The sequence below is a fragment of the Methylobacterium marchantiae genome (assembly GCF_042679825.1).
Taxonomy (GTDB): Bacteria; Pseudomonadota; Alphaproteobacteria; order Rhizobiales; family Beijerinckiaceae; genus Methylobacterium; species Methylobacterium marchantiae.
Genome location: NZ_JBHTND010000010.1, coordinates 1 through 19,719 on the forward strand (window position 1 = coordinate 1; position 19,719 = coordinate 19,719).

At 62.5% G+C, this 19,719-nt stretch carries 26 protein-coding genes and 1 pseudogene; 19 read left to right on the forward strand and 8 right to left on the reverse strand.

What is annotated here, in order from left to right:
- Positions 1 to 340 precede the first annotated feature (340 nt).
- Entirely contained in the window at positions 341 to 907 is a 567-nt protein-coding gene (locus ACFQ4G_RS09015) for a recombinase family protein (protein ID WP_238208083.1), read from the reverse strand.
- A 241-nt stretch (positions 908 to 1,148) separates the two neighbouring features.
- Here ACFQ4G_RS09015 and ACFQ4G_RS09020 point away from each other — a divergent pair, with 241 nt between their 5' ends.
- Both ACFQ4G_RS09020 and ACFQ4G_RS09025 read left to right on the forward strand, forming a co-directional pair.
- Entirely contained in the window at positions 1,149 to 1,448 is a 300-nt protein-coding gene (locus tag ACFQ4G_RS09020; RefSeq protein ID WP_238208082.1) for a hypothetical protein, read from the forward strand.
- Entirely contained in the window at positions 1,445 to 2,206 is a 762-nt protein-coding gene (locus tag ACFQ4G_RS09025; protein WP_238208081.1) for a hypothetical protein, read from the forward strand. The genes ACFQ4G_RS09020 and ACFQ4G_RS09025 overlap by 4 nt, the downstream gene beginning before the upstream one ends.
- A 20-nt stretch (positions 2,207 to 2,226) precedes the next feature.
- Here ACFQ4G_RS09025 and ACFQ4G_RS09030 read toward each other — a convergent pair whose 3' ends face one another.
- The 3 genes from ACFQ4G_RS09030 to ACFQ4G_RS09040 form a co-directional block, all read right to left on the reverse strand.
- The gene (locus ACFQ4G_RS09030) at positions 2,227 to 2,535 is read right to left on the reverse strand and encodes a type II toxin-antitoxin system RelE/ParE family toxin (RefSeq protein ID WP_238208080.1); all 309 of its coding nucleotides are present in this window, start codon (positions 2,533 to 2,535) and stop codon (positions 2,227 to 2,229) included.
- Positions 2,532 to 2,813, reverse strand: coding sequence for a type II toxin-antitoxin system ParD family antitoxin (locus ACFQ4G_RS09035; RefSeq protein WP_238208079.1), 282 nt, complete (start codon positions 2,811 to 2,813; stop codon positions 2,532 to 2,534). Before ACFQ4G_RS09035 ends, ACFQ4G_RS09030 begins: the two co-directional genes overlap by 4 nt.
- Positions 2,814 to 3,135: 322 nt before the next feature.
- Positions 3,136 to 3,465, reverse strand: a complete 330-nt coding sequence (locus ACFQ4G_RS09040; RefSeq protein WP_379040121.1) for a hypothetical protein — start codon at positions 3,463 to 3,465, stop codon at positions 3,136 to 3,138.
- On the opposite strand from ACFQ4G_RS09040, the gene ACFQ4G_RS09045 reads away from it, so the two are divergent.
- The 5 genes from ACFQ4G_RS09045 (at position 3,457) to ACFQ4G_RS09065 (ending at position 6,880) form a co-directional block, all read left to right on the forward strand.
- Complete coding sequence (locus ACFQ4G_RS09045) at positions 3,457 to 3,699, forward strand: hypothetical protein (protein ID WP_379040122.1); 243 nt, start codon at positions 3,457 to 3,459, stop codon at positions 3,697 to 3,699. The genes ACFQ4G_RS09040 and ACFQ4G_RS09045 overlap by 9 nt on opposite strands.
- 122 nt (positions 3,700 to 3,821) lie before the next feature.
- Positions 3,822 to 4,301, forward strand: a complete 480-nt coding sequence (locus ACFQ4G_RS09050) for a hypothetical protein (RefSeq protein ID WP_238208075.1) — start codon at positions 3,822 to 3,824, stop codon at positions 4,299 to 4,301.
- Between the two features lie 193 nt (positions 4,302 to 4,494).
- A complete protein-coding gene (locus ACFQ4G_RS09055; RefSeq protein ID WP_238208073.1) occupies positions 4,495 to 4,869 on the forward strand; it encodes a hypothetical protein in 375 nt (124 codons plus the stop codon).
- A 150-nt stretch (positions 4,870 to 5,019) separates the two neighbouring features.
- The gene (locus tag ACFQ4G_RS09060) at positions 5,020 to 5,724 is read left to right on the forward strand and encodes a hypothetical protein (protein ID WP_238208071.1); all 705 of its coding nucleotides are present in this window, start codon (positions 5,020 to 5,022) and stop codon (positions 5,722 to 5,724) included.
- Between the two features lie 196 nt (positions 5,725 to 5,920).
- A complete protein-coding gene (locus tag ACFQ4G_RS09065; RefSeq protein ID WP_238208069.1) occupies positions 5,921 to 6,880 on the forward strand; it encodes a DMT family transporter in 960 nt (319 codons plus the stop codon).
- A gap of 183 nt (positions 6,881 to 7,063) precedes the next feature.
- Here the strand turns inward: ACFQ4G_RS09065 and ACFQ4G_RS09070 are convergent, their stop codons facing one another.
- Positions 7,064 to 8,734: a ParB/RepB/Spo0J family partition protein gene (locus tag ACFQ4G_RS09070; RefSeq protein ID WP_238208066.1), complete on the reverse strand. Its 1,671-nt coding sequence runs from the start codon at positions 8,732 to 8,734 to the stop codon at positions 7,064 to 7,066.
- Between the two features lie 538 nt (positions 8,735 to 9,272).
- Between ACFQ4G_RS09070 and ACFQ4G_RS09075 the strand changes: the two genes are divergently transcribed.
- Positions 9,273 to 10,331: a hypothetical protein gene (locus ACFQ4G_RS09075; RefSeq protein WP_238208064.1), complete on the forward strand. Its 1,059-nt coding sequence runs from the start codon at positions 9,273 to 9,275 to the stop codon at positions 10,329 to 10,331.
- Between the two features lie 105 nt (positions 10,332 to 10,436).
- On the opposite strand, the gene ACFQ4G_RS09080 is transcribed toward ACFQ4G_RS09075, so the two are convergent.
- On the reverse strand, positions 10,437 to 10,787 hold the full coding sequence (locus tag ACFQ4G_RS09080; protein WP_238208062.1) for a hypothetical protein: 351 nt from the start codon (positions 10,785 to 10,787) through the stop codon (positions 10,437 to 10,439).
- Positions 10,788 to 10,875: 88 nt separating this feature from the next.
- Positions 10,876 to 11,667, reverse strand: a complete 792-nt coding sequence (locus ACFQ4G_RS09085; RefSeq protein WP_238208060.1) for a hypothetical protein — start codon at positions 11,665 to 11,667, stop codon at positions 10,876 to 10,878.
- A 92-nt stretch (positions 11,668 to 11,759) separates the two neighbouring features.
- Here ACFQ4G_RS09085 and ACFQ4G_RS09090 point away from each other — a divergent pair, with 92 nt between their 5' ends.
- From ACFQ4G_RS09090 to ACFQ4G_RS09120, 7 genes are read left to right on the forward strand one after another with little or no spacing between them, the layout of a single operon-like run.
- Positions 11,760 to 12,518 carry a sprT domain-containing protein gene (locus ACFQ4G_RS09090; RefSeq protein ID WP_238208058.1) on the forward strand — a complete coding sequence of 253 codons (759 nt, stop codon included), beginning with the start codon at positions 11,760 to 11,762 and terminating at the stop codon, positions 12,516 to 12,518.
- Between the two features lie 18 nt (positions 12,519 to 12,536).
- Complete coding sequence (locus tag ACFQ4G_RS09095) at positions 12,537 to 13,874, forward strand: hypothetical protein (protein WP_238208056.1); 1,338 nt, start codon at positions 12,537 to 12,539, stop codon at positions 13,872 to 13,874.
- Positions 13,871 to 14,395: a hypothetical protein gene (locus ACFQ4G_RS09100; RefSeq protein WP_238208054.1), complete on the forward strand. Its 525-nt coding sequence runs from the start codon at positions 13,871 to 13,873 to the stop codon at positions 14,393 to 14,395. Before ACFQ4G_RS09095 ends, ACFQ4G_RS09100 begins: the two co-directional genes overlap by 4 nt.
- Positions 14,396 to 14,400: 5 nt before the next feature.
- Positions 14,401 to 14,778: a hypothetical protein gene (locus ACFQ4G_RS09105; RefSeq protein ID WP_238208052.1), complete on the forward strand. Its 378-nt coding sequence runs from the start codon at positions 14,401 to 14,403 to the stop codon at positions 14,776 to 14,778.
- Positions 14,775 to 15,086, forward strand: a complete 312-nt coding sequence (locus ACFQ4G_RS09110) for a hypothetical protein (RefSeq protein ID WP_238208050.1) — start codon at positions 14,775 to 14,777, stop codon at positions 15,084 to 15,086. The genes ACFQ4G_RS09105 and ACFQ4G_RS09110 overlap by 4 nt, the downstream gene beginning before the upstream one ends.
- On the forward strand, positions 15,079 to 16,467 hold the full coding sequence (locus ACFQ4G_RS09115) for a type IV secretory system conjugative DNA transfer family protein (protein ID WP_238208048.1): 1,389 nt from the start codon (positions 15,079 to 15,081) through the stop codon (positions 16,465 to 16,467). The genes ACFQ4G_RS09110 and ACFQ4G_RS09115 overlap by 8 nt, the downstream gene beginning before the upstream one ends.
- Complete coding sequence (locus ACFQ4G_RS09120; RefSeq protein ID WP_238208046.1) at positions 16,464 to 16,718, forward strand: hypothetical protein; 255 nt, start codon at positions 16,464 to 16,466, stop codon at positions 16,716 to 16,718. Before ACFQ4G_RS09115 ends, ACFQ4G_RS09120 begins: the two co-directional genes overlap by 4 nt.
- Here the strand turns inward: ACFQ4G_RS09120 and ACFQ4G_RS09125 are convergent.
- Positions 16,715 to 17,002 carry a hypothetical protein gene (locus ACFQ4G_RS09125; RefSeq protein WP_238208044.1) on the reverse strand — a complete coding sequence of 96 codons (288 nt, stop codon included), beginning with the start codon at positions 17,000 to 17,002 and terminating at the stop codon, positions 16,715 to 16,717. The two genes, ACFQ4G_RS09120 and ACFQ4G_RS09125, sit on opposite strands and share 4 nt — an antisense overlap.
- A gap of 26 nt (positions 17,003 to 17,028) precedes the next feature.
- Between ACFQ4G_RS09125 and ACFQ4G_RS09130 the strand changes: the two genes are divergently transcribed.
- The 4 genes and pseudogenes from ACFQ4G_RS09130 to ACFQ4G_RS09145 all read left to right on the forward strand — a co-directional run.
- A complete protein-coding gene (locus ACFQ4G_RS09130) occupies positions 17,029 to 17,517 on the forward strand; it encodes a hypothetical protein (RefSeq protein WP_238208042.1) in 489 nt (162 codons plus the stop codon).
- A 114-nt stretch (positions 17,518 to 17,631) separates the two neighbouring features.
- Positions 17,632 to 18,270: a hypothetical protein gene (locus tag ACFQ4G_RS09135; RefSeq protein ID WP_238208040.1), complete on the forward strand. Its 639-nt coding sequence runs from the start codon at positions 17,632 to 17,634 to the stop codon at positions 18,268 to 18,270.
- A 21-nt stretch (positions 18,271 to 18,291) separates the two neighbouring features.
- A complete protein-coding gene (locus ACFQ4G_RS09140) occupies positions 18,292 to 18,636 on the forward strand; it encodes a hypothetical protein (protein WP_238208038.1) in 345 nt (114 codons plus the stop codon).
- Positions 18,637 to 18,643: 7 nt separating this feature from the next.
- Positions 18,644 to 19,624, forward strand: a pseudogene (locus ACFQ4G_RS09145) (recombinase family protein); the annotation flags it as partial.
- Positions 19,625 to 19,719: the final 95 nt, after the last annotated feature.

Below are 19,719 nucleotides of genomic sequence, written 5' to 3' on the forward strand. Positions count from 1 at the left end.
CAAAAGCCGGAAAGGGCGAGCGTTCGTCCTCTTGGCCTCCATCCGCCTAATGACCCGAAAGCTCTGTCAGAAAACATCATGATGCCGGACAGACTCTAAGGGAGTATCGAAGTCTGACGTTAGTGATATGCTTGGGGCGGATGTTTTTGGTCAGCAGTATGATGTCTGTTTCCCTCTGATGCGGGTTTCGTTCCAGATGACGCGACAGGCCAGGGAACGGAACGTGCAAGGGGTCACGCGGCTGCGCGCGCGGCTGAGGTGAAACGACCCAATGCTGTGGTCGGCACGTCCTGTCACAACTAAGCGATCCAATTCGAACGAAATGAAGAGAGCGGAGCGATCACGTATGCTGACCCTGCCTTTGCCGGAGCGCGCGGCTGAGCGTCCAGGGGGCGACGGCGAACTGGCGGGCCAGCGACGTGATAGTTTCCGATTCGTCGGCGAGCGCGTCGCGTGCCGTGGCGAGCTGTGCGGGTGTGAGCTTCGGCGGCCTGCCGAGACGTTTTCCCCGGCGACGGGCGGCGGCGAGGCCCTCCTTCGTGCGCTGGATCAGCATCCGCCTCTCGAATTCGGCGAAGGCACTCATGACGGTGTAGACCAGCATCCCCGAGGGCGTGGCCGTATCGACCTGCAGGTTGGCGATTTCGAAGCCGATGCCGCGGGCGAGAAGCCGCTCGGCCGTGCTGACGGCGTCGATGACGGAGCGGAAGGCACGGTCGAGGTCGAGCACGACGAGGGTGTCGCCCAGCATAAGCTCGGCCAGGGTCGCGTCATAGACCGGCCTGCGGCGGCTCGTGGCGGAGACCGTCTCGATGCGGAGCGCATCGCAGCGTGATTGTAGGGCGTCGATCTGCCTGTCAGGCCGCTGTTCCTGGGTTGAAACCCGTAAATATCCGATTTTTCTCATTGCCCCCTGCCGCCGGGGTCAGGCTCCTTGCCTCGCCGCCCCGCACCTCAAAATCGACCCTTTTCGAGCGGTCATCGTCTGCTATCCCCGCACTGCCTTTTAGCCAGATCAAATCAATGATCTCACAAGTATAGTAGCATACTAACACAAATTATGACAATTTCAACAAAAATGGTCGATTATTAGGTTCAGTTCTAGCCGTCACGGCCGGCGTAATGCATGCCGTGCGGCGAGCTTATGCTTGACGATGCTTGTCGGCGGATTGACCCCAGCCTTCGCGATGGATTTCACGGCTGGTGTCGTCATGTCGAAGATGAAGCCGGAGGAGCGGTATCCCTTCATCGCTGGCGTGGTCGAGGGACTGGCCTATGGCCGCTTCGTCCACGACGAGAAGAAGACCGAGGGCATGGGATGCGTCTACGACTGGTTCTACAAGGAGCCCAAGACCGTCGATGTCATCTACGCGGCCTTCGGCAAGTTTCCGGATCACCTGCCCGGAGCGGTCATCGCCGCGCTCGTGAAGCGAAAGTGCGGTGAATGATGGAGGCCGTCCTTCCGAGATCATGGAAAGAGGAGTTCGCACTCGCGGCGGCGGTGAAGCGTGAGGATATCCTGTACAAGGAGAAGATGCTTCGCCTGGAAGCGCGCCAGCGTGTGACGCGCGAGGCCGAGCACGAACGGGAAGAGCGGCGCGACCGCGAGTTCTTCGAGGCGGTGACCGCAGTGTTCGCGACCGAGCGGCAGATCGTTGAATTCCACGTCAAGCTGGATCGTACCGACGAGAAGACCGTCGAGGCGCTGATGGAGAACCGCGTCGCCCTCGACGAGGTTCGGTCCAAGCTCGATGACATTCTTGGAAAGGCCTATGTGATGGACGACGGACGGCGCGTCTTCCGCACCATCAAGGGCGATCAGGTGTTTGATGAGCACGGCATCGAGTTGATGCGCGACGAGTTCGACCCGGAGCAGATCGCCGACCACCATCCAAAATGGGAGAGCTACAAGGCGACCAACGATACGAAGCTGGCGCTCGAACTCGAGCGCAAGGAACTGCTCGACTATCAGGCTCGCATCGATGCCGCGCGGGAGACCCTCGCCAAGGACGACGTGACGGCCAAGGAACTAGACGGGCTCGATGCCGATCTGGAAACGGCGATGCCGGAAGCGGTTCGGCGCAAGCTCGGCAGCGAGGCTCCCGCACGTGAGACCGGACTCACCGCCGAGGTCGTCCAGCCCGAGGCCGTCCTGACGGGCCTGCAGAGGACCGACCAGCGTCCTGCCGCCTTCTCGCCGATGTAGCGTGCGAACCGATCGTTCGGTCAATCGTCATGGAGGATCGTCTCCCAATCCTGACCGCCGTAGAAAATGCGCAGGATGGTGACGCGTTGGGCATCGACGGTGAAGGCAATACTCAGCCTTCCCTGAAAGCCAATCGTTCGCAGGCCAGGACGGATATCTTCGCGGAGCGTGCCCCGTTCCGAGGCGAGGTCGAAGCCGCGCAGATAGACTTCGATGCGTTCGACATAAGCCAGCGCGGCCGCGGGCGATGCGGCCTCGGCGATCCAGTCGTAGAGATGCAGCAGATCGGCCCTGGCTTCGGGCGAGAGGATGACGGTGCGGCGGATCAACGGCGATCTTTCATCCGCTCCGCATGACGGGCGCGGATATCGGCGAAGACCGTGTCCATGGGGATGCCGCGCGAAGGATTGGCGGCCATGGCGTCGTAGGCCGGGGCAACCTCATCGCGTAGCCAGCGCTCGACCGCTTCATCGCGCTCCTTGAGAGCACGCAGTCCGGCACGTACGACCTCGCTGATCGAGGCATAGGCGCCGGAGGCGACCTTGGCATCGATGAAGGCGGCGTGCTCGGCCGGTAGGCTGACGGTGCGTTTTTCGACAGTGGACATGGCGGCGGCTCCTTTCCATCAGGATACCATGTGGTATGATTAAATCATACCGAAATCACGATTGACTTGTTGCATCCGCTTGAGGTCAAAAATCTGACGGACGGAACCTGTGCCTTGAGTCTGCTGGCGACCCAACCCGGTCAGCGAGACAACGGTGCAGGGTGCTCGTAAGCAGACGGAACAGGCACCTCACTTCGTACTGTCTCAGGAGAGCCGAAGCGGGTCCGGAATTTACCCGGGCTGATACCGATGCGCCTGCGGAAGTGGTGCTGCAGCGCGTCGGCCCCACTCAGTCCGACGACAGCCGCGATCTCGTCCATGCTCAGATGACCCGCGACACCGCGACCGGCAGTTGCACCCGCTCGGTCGGGGGAAGCTTGGAGACGATGGCCGGGAGGGACGTCTGCCAGATCTCGGCGATGGCCTCGCGGGCTTGGGCTTCGCCGGCCGTCGCCAGCTGCTTGTCGACGCGCCGCACGACGGTCATCGCCCGCGACAGGCCGGGGTTGTGCCCCCGGCCTGGATCGATGCCGTCCGACAACCGGATCACCTGCCCAGTGCGCCGGTTGACGAAGGGGCGCTTGTCCAGCGCCGGGCGCGCGTCGCTGTAGCCGTCCTGGCCGAGCTTGGTCGCACGCTCGAATTGCGACACCTGCCGCACGGCGCACTTGCCGATGGCCGTGGTCCATCCAATTTCCGTCAGCTTAGTGATGATGCGGACGGCGCATCGATCGGCGCTGCCGCAAGGGATCCGCCGATTGCGATCCGTCAGCAGTTTTCCCTGCCGACCAAAGTGCGAGACTACTTCAGCAACCTGTTATTGCCCGGCATCGCCGCACGCCTCAATTCCATGCGCCAATGTCCATATTCGCTTACGATCGATTGATTCTCCCCGGCAGTAGGAGGTACTCCCGAACGGACTTCGGAGGCCTTGAGACTGCGATGAGACGGTTCTTTCAAGACCACAAGGTCCTCGCGTGGTTCGGGCTCGGTTGGATCTGTCTTGTCGTGTTGCTGCTCCTCATCGCAGGTGGGGGCCTCTCGCAGGGCATCAGCCCGCAGCAAGCCGCATTCTGGGATCTTGCGCTCAAGGGGATCGGCGGACTGGTCGCGGTGGCCGGCGCCACCGTCGCGACTGTCAAATACTTGGACGAAAAGGCGCGGAACACCCACGTTGCCCTGATGGAAGCGCAGAAGCCGTTCCACACGAAGCGACAAGAGGTCTACTACGAACTCGTCTCTGCGACGTCGACGCTGTCCAACAAGGCGCCGGGAAGTCCCGAGTACGTGGGTGCCGAAGACAAGTTCTGGCACCTGTATTGGGGGGCCCTGCCGCTCGTCACCGATCAGGATGTCGGCGGCGCGACTAACCGGTTCGAGGACATACTGGCCGATCAGAGCATGGACGCGGATGTCAAGGATGTGTCCCTTCGCCATGCCAGCAAGGACTTGGCCGAGCGATGCCGGAATTCGCTGGGTTTCGCTTGACGCAGCCTTGCCGATCCGTGGTTCACGCGGCGTGTTCGGGGAGCGGAGGCGGACGGCGTGCGGATCGGGACATGGAACGTCGAGCGGGCCACGGGCCGGGACCGGAACGCCCGGCGGCGCGCCCGGCACGCCCGTACGGGGCTCGTCCGAACTGCACCGGATCGTACCTGAGCAGGGCGCCGAGTGGGCGGCTTTGCGGGCTCGCCATCCGGAGGCGGCCCTCTGCGTCACCGGCGATCTCAACATGAACGTCGGCGGCAGGCACTTCTATAGCACCGCGCAGGCCCGAAGCCTGCTGGGCGAGGCCATGGCCGGTGCCGGGTTGTTCTGCGCCACCGGCGCCGACCGCCTCCCCGACGGCGCCTTGCGCCATCCGCCGATCGACCACGTGCTGCTGCCGCTCGCCTGGCAATCCCACGCCACCGTGGCGGCGACTTGGGAGGGCGGGGCCAGCCCGGGACCGAGGCTGAGCGATCACAGCGGCCTTGCCGTCTCCATCGATCTCCCGGCTCCGCCTGCGCCGGAGAAGGCCCCTCCGATGCCCAGAACGGCTTCAATTCCGGGCTGAAAGAAGCAGCACATGTCTCGTCGCTGGGGTGACGCGTATTGTCGTGCGTTGCTCAATCACAACACCGCGCTTGAAAACAGAATTCGATGTGAGGTTCGGATTTCTATATTCTAGATGGCGAGACAGTCTTCCAATTGCGGAGGGCATGCCATGATCAAGCGCCTGATATCGATGATCACTGCGGCGAGCGTGGCCGGTTGTGTGACAGTCGATCTTCCCAGCTATCCTGCCGGTGTCTTCAAGGGGAGTGTCATCGTCCTCTGGGTGGGCGAAGGCGACTCGTCCGGTGACGGCAAGTTCATCTTCATTCCCGATCCGCGCGATCGCCTCGTCTTCACCCGGCCGGACAGGGCGCAGCCCGGAACGGTGATCCGGCCGGCGATGATGTACACGGACGGTGGGTCGATCCCGAAGATCGCCCAGGTGTTCAACGGGCTGTCGCCCTGGGGCTATGCCCCAGCCTACATGATCCACGATTGGCTCTTCGTTGCCCATCACTGCGCGGTCGATGGCGCGTCGAGCCCAGGCATCGACGCCCTGCAAGGCGTGTCCTTCGAGGACTCCGCGAGGATTTTGGGCGAGGCGATCGAAACCCTCGTGGCGCAGAATCAGGTCAAACGGCGAGATGTGGCAGCCGGGGCCATCACGGCCGCCGTCGGCAGCGGCGTCGCGAAGGGGCTCTGGGACCAGCGAGGTGCGTGCGAGGACAATCGTATCAGTGCCGCACATCTCGCGGCCGCGGAAAGAGCCGTCCCCGGCTCCGCGCAGACGGTCGACAGCAGTCTGGCGCCGAAAGACAGGATCAGCGCTTTCGCGCCGCCACCCGCGAGAGTCGTAGCGCGTGTGAAGTTCTGACGGTGACGCCGACCGAGCCTAAAACGGGGCGAGGTGCGTTCACGGACTTGGCACGCACGGCCTGTCGGCGTTCCGCCTCATGGGGTCCGGTTGCCCGTGCTCTCTCGCGGGCGGGCGAAGAATTGGAGAGCAGGAAACGGGAGGCGCGTGACCCAGACGACAACGTAACACGAGGCGAACCCGCGAAAGGTCCGCCATGCCGCTTCCCGGTAACCGCACGATGTCCGCGCCCGAATGGGCGATGCTGCTCGGCATCTCCGTGCTCTGGGGAGGATCGATCTTTTTCACAAGTGTGGCGCTTTCGGCCTTGCCGCCATTCACCCTCGTCCTCCTGCGAGTCGGGCTCGCAGCGCTGATCCTGAATGCCGTCATGCCCCTCCTGAGCCTGAGGATGCCGCGCGCGGCGCGGGTCTGGGCCGCCTTCCTCGGCATAGGCCTCCTCAACAACGTCGTTCCCTTCTGCCTCATCGTGTGGGGCCAGACCCACATCGCGTCAGGGCTCGCCGCCATCCTGAACGCGACCACACCGCTCTTCACGGTCGTCGCGGCCCACGTCTTCACGTCCGACGAGAGGATGACTGACAACCGGCTTGTCGGTGTGCTCATAGGGCTTGGCGGCGTTGCCGTCATGGTCGGACCCGCCGTCCTGGCGGGCCTCGGGACCGACCTCCTGGCGCAGGTGGCCGTGCTCGGCGCGGCCCTGTCCTACGCCTTCGCTGGTCTCTTCGGGCGGCGCTTCCGGCGGATGGGCGTTCCGCCGCTCGCGACGGCGACAGGACAGGTGACGGCCTCCGCGTTCATGCTTCTGCCCCTCGTCCTCGTCGCGGACCGCCCCTGGACCTTGCCGCTCCCGGGCGCATCGGTGTCGGGCGCGGTCTTCGGCATCGCGGCCCTGTCGACGGCGCTCGCCTATGTGCTGTACTTCCGCATCCTGGCGACCGCTGGGGCGACGAACCTTCTCCTCGTCACCTTCCTGATCCCGGTGTCGGCCATTCTTCTGGGTGGGATGGTGATGGACGAGCGCTTGGCTTTGCAGCATTGCATCTACATGGCGCTGATCGGCTGCGGGCTCGCCGCCATCAATGGCCGACTCTGGGCTTTCAGCCAGCAGCAGCGACGCATTCCGCCCAAGATGTATCGAGGGTGGGACATCTGAGCGGGGGAATGACGCTTTGCCCTGAGGAGCGTGAGCAAGCGCGGGAAACCAGACACACTGCCGAGGGCGTCCAGCCCGAGGCCGCCCAGAAGGGCTTGCAGATAACCGACGAGCGTTCTGCCGCCTTCTCACCGATACAGCATCGGGCGGCTGTCGCCGCCCGAGACTCCTTGGTTCTCAGGCCTATGCCGCTTCGTGCGACCTGTCGGCATATGATCCCGCCGGAAAGGCCATCTGGCGCGGAACCCAGCCTTCGACCTTGGCGCGTCCCTCGCCCGTGGCGTACTGGCGGACGATACTCCGAAGGGTCTTCGCCGGACTCGCCGTGTGGGCGGATGCCACCGCCGTGCCGCCGACCTCCTCCAGCATGGAAAGAAGGGTCTGACGGTCACGGATCAGCGACAGGAAGGCATCGTCCGCCTGCCACCACTCTTCCATCCTGACGCCGAGCGTCCGACCGAGCGTGTCGATGAGCGCGGTTCCCGCTTCCAGCGTCTCCGACATGACGAAGCCCAGCACCCGCATCACATCGGCGTCTTCCAGACGGATCAGGATTTCGAACAGGCTTCCGATCTCGCTCTCGGCATGGCCCGTCAGGACTGAACTGTCGGCGTCCAGCCCAAGCAAGGTGAGCACCGCACCGCGCTCCTCGGCGAAGACGCCTTCCGCCCTGCTCTCCGAGAGGCTTTGTGCCGTCTCGGGCTTGTCCGCCCGTTGCGGCTCCGGCCTCACCTGCCACAGCGCCGATCCGGCGATCATGTGCGCGACCGCGAGACGAAGGGCGATGCCCGTCTCCTTGAGAAGGCATGTGCGCACGGCGGCATGGCGATGGAGACCGACGTAGTTCACCGCCGCCTTGGTCAGTTCGGGACGGATCGTGACAGGTACCGCACTGTCCGCCTCCTTCCCTGTCTTGGCTTCGCGGCGGCGCAGTTCCGCCTCAGTCAGGAAGCCCTCATGGAAGGAGATCTCTCCGTTACGGGCGATGGCGATGAAGATCTTGCCGCCATCCTTCTTGGAGACCTTCCTGTGCTCGTAGCCCGACCAGAAGGCTCCTCGCTCCAGCAGTACGACCTCGTTCCAGCCACGGGCGCGGTATCCCTCCGCCCTGTCGGCAATCGCCTTGCTCTGAAGCGTCCAGAACGCATTCGGATCGGCGAAGTAGGCGTCCTCCCCGAACAGATCGGAGACGATGGCTCCCCCATACTCTGCCAGCGGAAACAGCGCGGCGGAGGTCGCGATCTGCTCGCCGCCGAGGAGCCACTGCCGAAGTTGGCGGCCTTGCGGGGCGAAGCCTTCCGGATCGCGCCAGAGCTTGAGCCATGCCTTCTGCTGGGATTTCGTGGCCATCGTCAGGGCGCGCATCGTCTCGCCGCCGATCTCGTCCTTGCGGTAGAGGGCAAGGATCGCAGGTGTCAGGTTCGCAATGGCAAGGCGTTGCCTTACCAGTCGTTCGCTCACCCCGAACTGGCTGGCGATATCGTCTACGGTGCGCTTCTGCGCGATCAGCGCGGCGAAGGCCTGATACTGGTCGATCTCGTCCATCGGCAGACGAGCGATGTTCTCGGCCAAAGACGCCTCGATGGCGGCGGCATCGTCGTCCTCTTCCATCACGGCGCAGGGGATCGGGCTGATGGTCTCGACGCCTTCCTCTGCGAGTTGGCGGCAAGCCGTCAGCCGTCTTTGTCCGGCGACGACCTCGTAGCCTTCGCAGTTCTTCCGGACGAGAACCGGTTGCAGGACGCCCAGTCTCCGGATCGATGTGACAAGGTCGGAGACGTCCTTGCCGCCATGTTTGCGGACATTGAGGGGGCAGGATTTGAGGTCGGAGAGGTCGATATGATCGAGTTTCATGGATTTGTCTTTCGTTGGCTAGGGTTTGATCTGCGAAGCCATTTACTTTCTTTGAAAAAGCCGCGCATGAACCCTTGGCCAGCGCCGAGCGTCCAAACTTAAACCCGCGTCTGCGGGTTGGACGATCGACCGAAAGACGGGGGCTCCAAAGCCGAACCCCTTGGGGCGCCGTCAGGCGGGCCGGGCAACACGGGAGGCCAGCCCAGCGCAGCGGCTGGCCGAATGGAGCGGGCCGACCGGCCTTCGGCTATTGGAACAAGCCCTCGGCGTCGGTGTAAGCTGGAAAAGAGGGTTCTGCGTGCGGAACTCCGCACGCCCACCAAAAGGACAGGGCGGCCGGGAGCCGGACGCCGCCGCCGATCCCCGCCAGCGATCGTGACCCGGATGGGCCGAAACCGCAGGTCTCCTGCTGGTTCGGCAGAGCCGGCGCAGCCGGCGGCGTAGAGCGCGGTCCGCCCCACGGGCGGAGGCGGCAAGGCCTGGATGTTCAGACGAGATTTCGGCAGATTGATTTTGCACCGAGAGGAAAGCGTATCGGATGAGCGAATTCGATCTCAATCTGATCACGGACGAAGCGGTCCGCATCGAATACACGCATATCCTGGCTCGGGCGGAACGGATCGGGCAAGCTCTTCATAGGGCCTATGGGGCCGGCCGGCTCACGATCAAAACCAAATATATCCTCGACGACAGCTTCAACGCAGACGCGGACGAGCAAGAGGGCCGCTATCTGATCAGCCTCAGCGCGGCGATTCCCCTCTTCAATCTGATCTTGTTCGGGCGGCTTTTCTCCGACCCGGACATCATGCCGGAACTCGATGCGTCCGGCACTCTCGCCAGCGACTATGAATTGCCGGCGGTCATCGATCCGTCAAATTTCAGCAAGCGATCGAACTGGAAAATCGAGCTCAATCCCATCCGCGCATTCGCGGCAGGAACATTGGCCGACTTATGCTCGACATTCATCGTTTGTCACGAGATGGGGCATGTGCTGAGCGGGCACGTCGAGGGTATGCGCGTTTATGAAGGCCAGTCGAGTGTCAGCGAGTTTGTGAGACAGCTGGAGATACCGAAAATCGATTTCGATCGCAGGCAGGCCTGGGAACTCGATGCCGATATCATCGCTTCGAGTTTGCTGATGGAGTTCATCGGCGACCTTTGGAGGAGCACGGAAAGCAACCCGCGATCCAAGATGGTGTTCGGCGCTGGCCATGAGGGGTTGGAAAACATCATCTCGACAGGGATTGTCTCGTTATTTGCCTTTTTCTGCTATCTCAATGGAACAAGAGACAAGCTTGAGCTCGAAAGCACACACCCCCACCCACTTGTAAGGGCGTATTACATCCGTGATATGATCGTCAATCTTGCGCGAACACGCTGGGATGTCGACCCCATTTCGATCGCGCGGTTGATTGACAAAAGACTCGACGAGTTTTTGCGCGTTCTCCAAAAGAATTCGCTTTTTGACGCCCGCGAATTTACTTCAAGGCGTGCGAGAGCGATCGAGAAAGATGTCGCTCGTATCAAAGAGCTGCAAGTGAGACACCGATCGTCTTGCGCGAAGTGGTGCTGGATTTCCTGGCATGGCGACAAGTGAATTGTGACACGAAATATATCATAAGATTCTTATCGATCTCCGACGCAATTCGATTTCATTATCAAGCTCCTGGACCTGGATCAAATCGATAACAGCAGATCGACTTTACGGGCGAGCTGCGCTCATCGGCGCTGTCAATGACATGCGCAAGCCAAGATCGTCTTCCGGATTGTGTTTGATCCAGGATTTGTATGATCTATACAAATCCTGATCGCGCTGAATGTCTGTCAGAGTTGTGTCTCCAGCTTGCCACTGATTGTCATGCCAATGACCATAATGTTGCCGGATGAAATCGACGGGTGACCCTTTGAAATCCGAGCCTCGACGGCTCCAGGTATGGATCGGGAGACGCAACACCTCGGCCTGAACAAGATCCCATACCGCTTTCAGGGACTGGCCTCCAAGAAACTTGATCTGGTGGCAGATATCCTCACGTCGTTTTTGGTCTTTTTTCATGAATGTGTGATTGAATTAAATTCAATATGTGTATTTATTTAAATCAAACTGAATGATTATTCAACATAATTACGCAATACAATTCCGACTAACGGATGAAATTGATCTCTATCATGTGTAATTCGCGCAAATGCCGGTGCTGTGCATCGAAATGTCGAGCAAGCTCACAGAGCAAATTCCAATCGAGGCTCTTTTCGCCTTGCGCCGCCTGGACGACGCTCAAAGGAAAAGGAAGCGGAGACACGAACAGACCGAAGCGGTGAATCCCAGTACTGTCCTCTTCGTACATGTAAACGGGCTTGTCGCGCTTCTTTCCCGGCAGGTGTAACATGCCGGACTTAGCGCGCGGTGAGATTTCTCCGTCTGCAAATCTTACGACGGCCCAAGTCTGCGCTACATTCTGAAGGGCGAGCAGGAAGCCCTTCTTGCCGACATCGAACTCCAAGCGAAAGGGCTCGTTGAGTTTGAGAGTGGGCAAGCCGTCGGCGCCAGTTCCTTCGTGCCTGACGAGCTTGAGCTTCTGGTCGCGCCAAATCGTTCCTGTGTCGCGACGTGCTTCCCGCTTCAGGATGTCTTCCAACAAGATCTTTTCGCCTACCCTTAAAGCGGCTTCCAGCGCAGCGGCGTCCCCAAGGACCAGGGCTCTTACCTCCTCTGTTGGAAGGGTGACCGGCAAAGCCTGCTCGAAAAGGCTGATCAGGATCGAGAGGCGTTTCTCCGGCATGAACCCCGCCGTGCTTTTGGAAGACTCGTTCGCGTAGCCGTTCAGGGTTGAAACACTCACGCCCAGCTTGAAGGCGAGCGCCTTGGTCGTTCTGTACGGGCTATCGCGTTTGAGAAGCTTGAGTTTCTGGCCCAGGCCGGGAATATTCGTACCCATGAACCTCATCCGTGGTTTCCGGCAATCTGCTGGAAAACTGCCGGAAATGACAACAACGAATCACGATACGCCTGAGCTAGATCGAGGTTCAGGTGGTCATGACCAAGGAAACATCAGTTCGAAGAGGCTCTGGATTACAGGAAGCCCCCTCGGCCGAATTCGCTGTACAGACGAATTCAGCAGGCGATCCAACAACTGACGCCTACCGCCCCTGGTCCGCGGCGTTCGAGTTCTTCAACGACCGACTCTTCGCAGGAAGCCTACCCCCTTGCGTCATGACGCTGACGCGGCATCCCCGGGCCCTCGGCTACTTCTGCGCGGGTGCCTTCCAGGATCGTGATGGTGCCGTCGCGCACGAAATCTCGATGAACCCATCGTGGTTCGAGGCGCAGGGCGATGACGGTAGCTTCTCCACGCTCGTGCACGAGATGGTGCATCTCTGGCGGCACGTGCACGGGAAGGCCAACCGTAAGGGCGGAAAGGGAAGTGGCGGCTACCACGATGTCGTCTGGGCCGACCGGATGGAACTGCTCGGCCTGATGCCTTCGAAGTCCGGTTCGCCGGGTGGTTCGCGCACCGGCTATTCGATGAGCCATTACATCATCGAAGGTGGCAGGTTCGATCTCGCCTGCCACGAATGGCTGCTGACGGCGCCCGGTATCGACTGGCGCGATGCCAGGATCGAGCGGCCATCGGCCCCGACCGAGCGCGGCGCGGCGGAACCGCCCGCCCTGTCCCCGAAGAATACGCGCACACGCTTCGTCTGCCTCACCTGCGAGGTGAAGGCTTGGTCGCGCGCCTCCGCCAAGCTGGCCTGCGTCGACTGCAATATCCCGCTCGTAGTGCGGTGATGCCGAGGGAAGATGGACATGACGAAACTTGATCCGACCCCCACGCGCGGCTTCGGTGAGCCTGTAAGGCTTCCGCCGAGGAAATCCCGCCCGCTACTCGATCTCGCTCTGCCGGCCACCGCGGTCGGCAGCGGCGTGATGCTCGGCATGGCAGTCCCGGCGATGCTCGACGCAAGCTCATTCTGGGACTACGCCAAGGCCCTCGCCCTGGCCTTCAGTGCGACCGCCGTGTCTTACGGCGTCAATAAGCTTGCCATCGAACGCGGTGCGGAACTCGGCACGACCGGCTATCGCGGCGCGACGATCGTCAGTATCGGCTCGATCCTCGCCGTTGGCTCCGGCCTCTTCGCAGCGACCTATGCCGGTCTGACGCTGAAGGATACCGGCGAGCTTCAGCTTCAGCAGCATGGTCAGGCGCTGAGTCTCTATGTCGGTGCGCGTAGCGGCGCTGCTTCCGCGGCCGCCAAGGTCATCCCTGCCATTCGGGCGACCGAGGCGGATTTGAGTGCCAAGGCGGCCTGCGAACTCGCGACCTCCTGCATCTCGGGTCACCGCAACGGCGGCAACGGCACGGTCGCGCGGGTCGTCCAGATGCAGGCCGTGCGGGCCTCCTCGATCTCCCAGCAGATCACGGTGGGCGAAACCGCGCGCGAGCAGATCATCCGGCGCCTGAACGACGACATCGCCGCCTACCAGACGATCCTGAATAACGGGGACCTGGCGTTCCGCGAGCGCAGGGCGAAGCTCCAGGCGGTGGATGCCCGCATCCGCCAAGCCATCGGCGACCTCGATGCCGTCGTGCCGCTGTCGCTGGTGGCAGCCTATGCCGGCGAGCTTCAGGCGGGTGTCAGCGTTGTCGGGCGCCCAGAGGTGGAGGCCCGGTTGGGTGCGCTCCTGTCGCAGCAGGGGAAGAGCCTCGCGACGGTGATCGAGGGGATCGAGGAGGTCAGGACCGTTCCCCCGGTCTTCCCGCCGCGTCCCGGTGTCTCCGATACCTTCGGCTACATCCCTCACTTGCTGCCGATTGCGGCGATTGCCGCCGTGGTGGAACTGATCTTTCCGCTGGTGTTATGGGCCTACACTTTTTGGTCGCTCGCCTGGAGCAAGCACAAGGAAGATCCGCCGGACGCCGCGGAACAAGTCCTTCAGCTTCCGAAGCCTCCTGGCCCGCCCGTTCCGCACGCGCCGGCCCAAGACGACACGGTGCGCCGGCTTCCAGGTCGCCCCCGCCGCCCGAACGGTTCGAACATCGCCGATCCGGAAGCCTACTTTCGCGGTCCCGCAGCCTGGCGGGCACCCGACGACGACCGCTTCGGGAACACTGATCCGACGCTGCGAGCGGGAAGCAGACCATGATCCAGGACATGCTCTCCCTGCCCGCTATGAGCGGCACGCTCCTCGCGGGCGCAGCCTACGCCGCCCTCTCGGCCTTCGTCACCGGACCGCTCGTCGGTGAGCGCACCATCGACAAGTCCGGATGGCCGGCGCGGTGTGCCCGTCAGGTCCTGGCGGAGATAAAAGCGGACACGCCGCCATCGACACGCAATCTCGATTGCGGCGCCGTCCTCGGCATCCTCTACGGCAAGGAGGGGAATGCCTTCTGCGAGCGGCATGGCGCGGTCCTCTCGCTTCCCTTCGGCGTTCTCGGTTCGGTTCAGGAGCAGCAGCAGAACGCTGCCCGCGCCAGGGCCGCGGAGCAGGCTGCGGTGTCCGGATCGCGCTGTGACTGCGCGGTGGCCACCGTTCTCGAACAGCGGCGCATCGACCTTGCGGTCTATGCCGGCACGGCGCGGCTCGTGACCCCTCGTTCCGTACGCGCCCTCGATGCCGAACTGGTCCGCGCCGCCAGGGCACCGATCTGCGCATTGAGAGGATGATGGCGATGATCCTCGGAACCCTCAACATCGATGAAAAGCAGGGCGCGGTGCACACGCACCGCGACAGCTACCTGATCGAGACGCTCTCGGTCGTCTCGGTCCGCCGACCCTTCCTGCCGGCCGGGCTGATGTTCGGAAGCGGCCTTACCGGATTCGGCCTGTCCTTCGGCGACCTTCTCCACCCCCACGAGGCGATCATCCTCATCGCCGCCGCCTCGGCGTCGCTCCTGGCCGGCTGGCAGGTCGGGCACCTCACCCTGCTCTCCCGCGACCTGCGCGGCAGCGAACTGTCCGGTGCCGTCTGGGGCCGGTTCGCGTGCTTGCAGATCGTCCGCACCGACATCGTGCACGCCCTCGCCGCCTCGCGAAAGGTGACAACATGAACCGCGCCTTCGACCGCTCGTTCGGAACGATCCTCGCCATCAACGGCCATTTCCTGATGTCGGGCCTATGCGGAGGGCTGGCTTGGCTCATCTGGCCGCGCACACCGGAATGGTGGGGCCTCGGCGTCTTCAGCGTCTTCCTCGCCTTTGCGGCGATGATCGCCTTCCTCAAAGCAGTCAGGGCGATCGTTGGGCTCCATGGCCGCGAACGCGCCGTCGCCGAGTTCGAGTCGCTCGGTAAATCCCCAAAATCTTCGGAAATGGCATCGCGCGATGCACTCATCCGAGCGGGGATGCTCGATGAGTAAGCCCGCCCGCCGCATCCTCGGCCTGACCTTCGATGGCAGGCCGATTTTCGAACCGAATGCCAATGCCTCCGGCCTGATCTATGCGGCCATGGGCGGCGGCAAGACGACCTGCGGCGCGATGCCGGGCATCCAGGCGCTGATCGCCGATCGCGGCCAAGCGCTGTTGATCAACGACGTAAAGGACGGCGAGATCGCAGCTCAGATCGCGCCGCTGTGCAAAGCGTATGGCCGGAAGTTCGGCGTCGTTGATCCCTACGGCGTTCTTGGCGCGGACAATCCTTATCGGATTGAGCTGAATCCGCTGTCGGCCGTGCAGGTCGCGCACCGCGAAGGCCGCGTCGATGTCCCGGTGATCCTCGACAAGGTCACGAACACGCTGATCGAGGAGCCGCCTGGCGATGGGCGTAACCGTTACTGGCGCGAAAGCCCGCGATCGGACTTCCTGCACACGGCGAGCCGAATCATACTCGCCCACAATCCCCGTCTGCTTACCCCCGGTGGTCTTCACGGCCTGCTGGCCGACCCGAAGACGTGGGAAAGCGCGCTCGCCTGCGAAGCGGCCGATCCGGACTCCGCGTTGCGTTGCGACGCCGAACGCATTCTCGCTCTCAAGGCCGATAACGCCGAACACAGTACCCAGCATCACAACGCCGCCGTCTCGGCCTTGCGGCTGTTCGCCTTTCCACCGCTGAACGAGGACGGACATCGTGCCGAAGTCACCCACGCCGAACTGCTGAGGGACAACTGGGTCGTCTGCTTCGTCGCCCCGGCCCGTCTCGCCGAGAGGCTTGGACCCTACTTCGCTCTTCACACGCTCGCAGGTATGGAGGAGCAGCTCACGACCGGCAGCGGGCGCGCCTGCTTCATCCTCGATGAGTTTTGCAACGCGCCGCTGCGCGAGGCGGTCACCAAGATCACGCTGTTTCGTGCCTACGGGCTGAAGTGCCTCTATATCGCGCAGTCGCGCCAGGACGCGGTGCGCCGCTACGGCGAGCGAGAGATCGCGACTTTGGAGGAAAATTGTACAGTAAAACAATGGTTTAAGGTGTCGAATTTCGAGGAGGCCGAGCGCCTGAGCCGGGCGATGGGCGAGGCGGTCTCGGTTTCGCACTCGCTTGGAATGTCCTCCGAGCAGCCCGGCCTGTCCGCGACCCTCAACACCGGTCGGCAGCGTCTGTTCACGCCGTACGAGCTGATGAGCCTGCCCGACGACGAGCAAATCCTGCATGTTGCTGGCGTCGGCTTCATCCACTGCAGGAAAATTCGGCAGAACCAGATCGCGCCGTCCTGCGATCTTCTTGGGCCCAACCCGCTCGAAGGCGGCCGCCTGCCGCCCGATCCGAAGGTCTGGCTCAAGACCGGCACGGAGGCCTCGTCGTGACGTGCCCGCCTCTGATCCGCCCAAGCTTCTTCACCTGGCTCGTCGTGCCTGCGCTTCTATGGCTCGCGGTTCAGCTCTTCGGCTTGCCGCACATGATCTGGTCCTACGAATGGCACGGACGGATCGGCGACGAGGTCAGCCGCCGACACTACACCCGCTGCACCTATATCGGTCCCAACGGGGCGATCACCGAATACCCCCGTGACGGTCGCTGCGGCTGGGTTCGCTTCGCCACAGCGGGAGGCCGCTAATGCAGCGACATCCACGGCACTGTGATCCGCACGGGCAGATTCTGCTGATCGATGACCTGAAGGCGGGTCAGTCCTTTCAGGACGTTCAGCACCATCGCTTCAGGCGCGATGCCGTCGGCGATGTCGCTATCGCACTCCTCACGGCTCGGGATGTCGACGCTGAAGGTCGAGACCTCCTGCCAGAACTCTTCGTAGGTCAGCGGGTCGAGCCACTCGTCAACGTCTTTCTGGTCTTCGAAGTATCGCATGCCTCCAGCGTGCCGGAACGTGCCGATCGATTGCAAATCGATCTGAATATTGGAGGTGGATCATGGGCTTGACGCTGAAGGAGGAACTGCGTCGTGCCTTCGAACTGGCGACGCTCCGGCGCGAGGCGAAGGACATCAGAACACCGCGCCAGTGGGCACAGGCGGACGCACTGATGACGCGTTCGCGCGTGTTGCGAGACCGTGAAGAGCGCCTGTTCGCAGAACGCTATGACATGCGGGTCGAAGCGACCCAGCGTCGCCTGATCGACGCCGCCGGGACACCGCCCAGAATTCTACAGCCGAGATGGATTGGTCTCGACCGATTCGACGCTTCCGCCCTGCTCCGCCAAGCGCAACGCGACGTCCATGCCCACCATGATCGGCGCATAAGCCGGATCAAGGAGGCCGAGGCGCGAGCCCTCGAGGGCATCGTTCGGCACGCAGCACAAGAGAATGCCGTTCACGGCATAGCTCGTGACGCCTTCCAGCGTGCTGCCGACCAGCGCCACATCCATGATCGGCGACGAAGAACCGGCCCGTCTCAAGACTAGACAGCGATCACCGCCTCCAAAGTGAACGAATACATCCGTGTTTCTGTTTGACAAATATAGGACCAACATCCTATTGTTCATGAAATGTTCTAACCACATAGAAAGGATGACATCATGACCACCGATACCAAACCAAAACAGGACGGAAGTCTCGCCACCGCCCGAGAAAGCTTCTCGGGCCGCCTGCTCACCGGCGCCCAATTCGAAGAGGCGATCGCGATCACGCGGATCGTCGAGCGCGAAATCCAGAAGTCCGGAGCCTTCAAGGACAAGCTCAGCGATTACGCCCATGCCTTCGCCCGTTCCGAGAAGTTCGATGCCATGAAAGCCGAGACGATCGTGCGCGACCTGTTCAAGGAGCGCACCGGCCGGTCGATGAACCAGTTGCGGGAAGCCCTGATCGAGCGGGAGAAGACCCTCGGCGATGCTGAGCGGCAGCGGGCCTACGAGAAGGCCTGCGCCGTCGGCGACATGATTGAGACCGGCAGGAAGATATCGTTCGCGAGGGCCTACTCCGCGCAGGCGGAGGATCTGGCGGGAGCGCTCGGGATCACCGACGTCGCTGCCAAATCTCTGATGAAGGACGAGTTCAAGGCCGTCGAGAAGACCGAGCTCTACGATTGGGGCAAGGACCTCGAAGAGCGCTTCTATCGCCCGCAGATCGAGGCCGAGGCGCGCGAGCGTGAAGCGACTCAGGCCCGCGCAGCGACGCGCACGTCCTTGCGCACCCGCACCGGCCCGTCCGGTCCGTAATCGGCGGGAGGGAAGCACATCATGACGAGTTCTGCCCCAGACATCGACCCCGGCAACGTCGCCGCGAACGTTGCCCACCGTCGCCCGACACTGACGCTCGATGTCGCCCTTTACGACCATTATCTCGAAGAAAGCGCGCTCGCCGGAGACGACCGGCGAGCGCTTCTCGAATCGCTCTGGGCCATCATCGTCGGCTTCGTCGACCTTGGCTTTTCGGTCGAGCCGGCGGCGACCCTTGCGGATAAGTCCGGCGGGGGATGTGAAGGATTCGCATGCGCCGATTCAGCTCTGGTAGAGTTATCTGCGAATTCGACAACAAATCATTTTGAGAAAGCTGCGGCGGACATCGCGTCGTCGAGCGATTGAGGGAGAGATGCAAGACAAGATCAAAGCAAAACCGACCAAGGCCGTTCTCTACTGCCGGATTTCCGACAAAGCACAGGAGCGGCGCGGCAGTGGCTTGGCATCCCAGGAGGCGACGTGCCGGGAATATGCCCGCTTCCATGCCTACGACATCGTCGAGGTGTTTCGCGAGGTCCTGACCGGAGGAGAACAGAACCGGCCGGTCATGATCTCTCTGCTGGCCTATCTGCGCAAGAACAAGGCGGAAGGGCGTATCGTCATCATCGACGACATCAGCCGCTTCGCCCGCGACGTGCCCGGCCACTGGTACTTACGCGAACAGCTGAAGGCAGCCGGCGGTCTTCTGGAGAGCCCGCGCATCGAGTTCGGCGACGATGCGGATTCGGTGTTCCGCGAAAATATTCTGGCCAGCGCCGCGCAGCACCAGCGCCAGAAAAATGCCGAACAGACGAAGAGCCGAATGCGCGCCCGCATCCTCAACGGCTACTACGTCTTCCACTGCCCGGTCGGGTACGTGTACCGCCGCGTTTCCGGGCAAGGCAGCATGCTGATTCGCAGCGATCCGCTCGCCTCGATCCTGACCGAGGCCCTCGAAGGCTTCGCCAACGGCCGCTTCGCGACACAAGTCGAGGTCAAGCGCTTCCTCGAAAGCCATCCCGAGTTCCCGAAGGAAAAGACGAGCGGCGAGGTCCATCCTCAGCGCGTCACCGACATCCTCACGCGTCCGATCTATGCCGGATATGTCGAGGCGCCGCGCTGGAACGTCTCGAGGCGGAAAGGCCATCACGAAGCCCTGATCTCACTCGACACCTTCGAGCGCATCCAGCAACGGCTCACGGAGGCCGCCAAGGCGCCGTATCGCAAGGACCTGAACGCCGACTTCGTCCTGCGCGGCGCGGTGTCCTGCGCCGAATGCGGCGGTGCGCTCACCGCCTGCTGGTCGAAGAGCAGCACGGGCAAGCTTCATCCCTACTATCTCTGCCACACGGCCGGGTGCCCGAGCCGTCGAAAATCGATCCCGCGCGACAAGATCGAAGGTGAATTCGAGGCGCTTCTCGGATCGCTGGAGCTGGCGCCGAAATTGGT

What these genes read in the sequence shown, in the direction of transcription:
- ACFQ4G_RS09135 (WP_238208040.1), top strand. Translation starts at nt 17,632, where the DNA reads ATGACCACCGATACCAAACCAAAACAGGACGGAAGTCTCGCCACCGCC.
- ACFQ4G_RS09015 (WP_238208083.1), bottom strand. Translation starts at nt 907, where the DNA reads ATGAGAAAAATCGGATATTTACGGGTTTCAACCCAGGAACAGCGGCCT.
- ACFQ4G_RS09130 (WP_238208042.1), top strand. Translation starts at nt 17,029, where the DNA reads ATGGGCTTGACGCTGAAGGAGGAACTGCGTCGTGCCTTCGAACTGGCG.
- ACFQ4G_RS09110 (WP_238208050.1), top strand. Translation starts at nt 14,775, where the DNA reads ATGAACCGCGCCTTCGACCGCTCGTTCGGAACGATCCTCGCCATCAAC.
- ACFQ4G_RS09035 (WP_238208079.1), bottom strand. Translation starts at nt 2,813, where the DNA reads ATGTCCACTGTCGAAAAACGCACCGTCAGCCTACCGGCCGAGCACGCC.
- ACFQ4G_RS09095 (WP_238208056.1), top strand. Translation starts at nt 12,537, where the DNA reads ATGACGAAACTTGATCCGACCCCCACGCGCGGCTTCGGTGAGCCTGTA.
- ACFQ4G_RS09105 (WP_238208052.1), top strand. Translation starts at nt 14,401, where the DNA reads ATGATCCTCGGAACCCTCAACATCGATGAAAAGCAGGGCGCGGTGCAC.
- ACFQ4G_RS09100 (WP_238208054.1), top strand. Translation starts at nt 13,871, where the DNA reads ATGATCCAGGACATGCTCTCCCTGCCCGCTATGAGCGGCACGCTCCTC.
- ACFQ4G_RS09080 (WP_238208062.1), bottom strand. Translation starts at nt 10,787, where the DNA reads ATGAAAAAAGACCAAAAACGACGTGAGGATATCTGCCACCAGATCAAG.
- ACFQ4G_RS09060 (WP_238208071.1), top strand. Translation starts at nt 5,020, where the DNA reads ATGATCAAGCGCCTGATATCGATGATCACTGCGGCGAGCGTGGCCGGT.
- ACFQ4G_RS09140 (WP_238208038.1), top strand. Translation starts at nt 18,292, where the DNA reads ATGACGAGTTCTGCCCCAGACATCGACCCCGGCAACGTCGCCGCGAAC.
- ACFQ4G_RS09075 (WP_238208064.1), top strand. Translation starts at nt 9,273, where the DNA reads ATGAGCGAATTCGATCTCAATCTGATCACGGACGAAGCGGTCCGCATC.
- ACFQ4G_RS09065 (WP_238208069.1), top strand. Translation starts at nt 5,921, where the DNA reads ATGCCGCTTCCCGGTAACCGCACGATGTCCGCGCCCGAATGGGCGATG.
- ACFQ4G_RS09070 (WP_238208066.1), bottom strand. Translation starts at nt 8,734, where the DNA reads ATGAAACTCGATCATATCGACCTCTCCGACCTCAAATCCTGCCCCCTC.
- ACFQ4G_RS09115 (WP_238208048.1), top strand. Translation starts at nt 15,079, where the DNA reads ATGAGTAAGCCCGCCCGCCGCATCCTCGGCCTGACCTTCGATGGCAGG.
- ACFQ4G_RS09025 (WP_238208081.1), top strand. Translation starts at nt 1,445, where the DNA reads ATGATGGAGGCCGTCCTTCCGAGATCATGGAAAGAGGAGTTCGCACTC.
- ACFQ4G_RS09085 (WP_238208060.1), bottom strand. Translation starts at nt 11,667, where the DNA reads ATGGGTACGAATATTCCCGGCCTGGGCCAGAAACTCAAGCTTCTCAAA.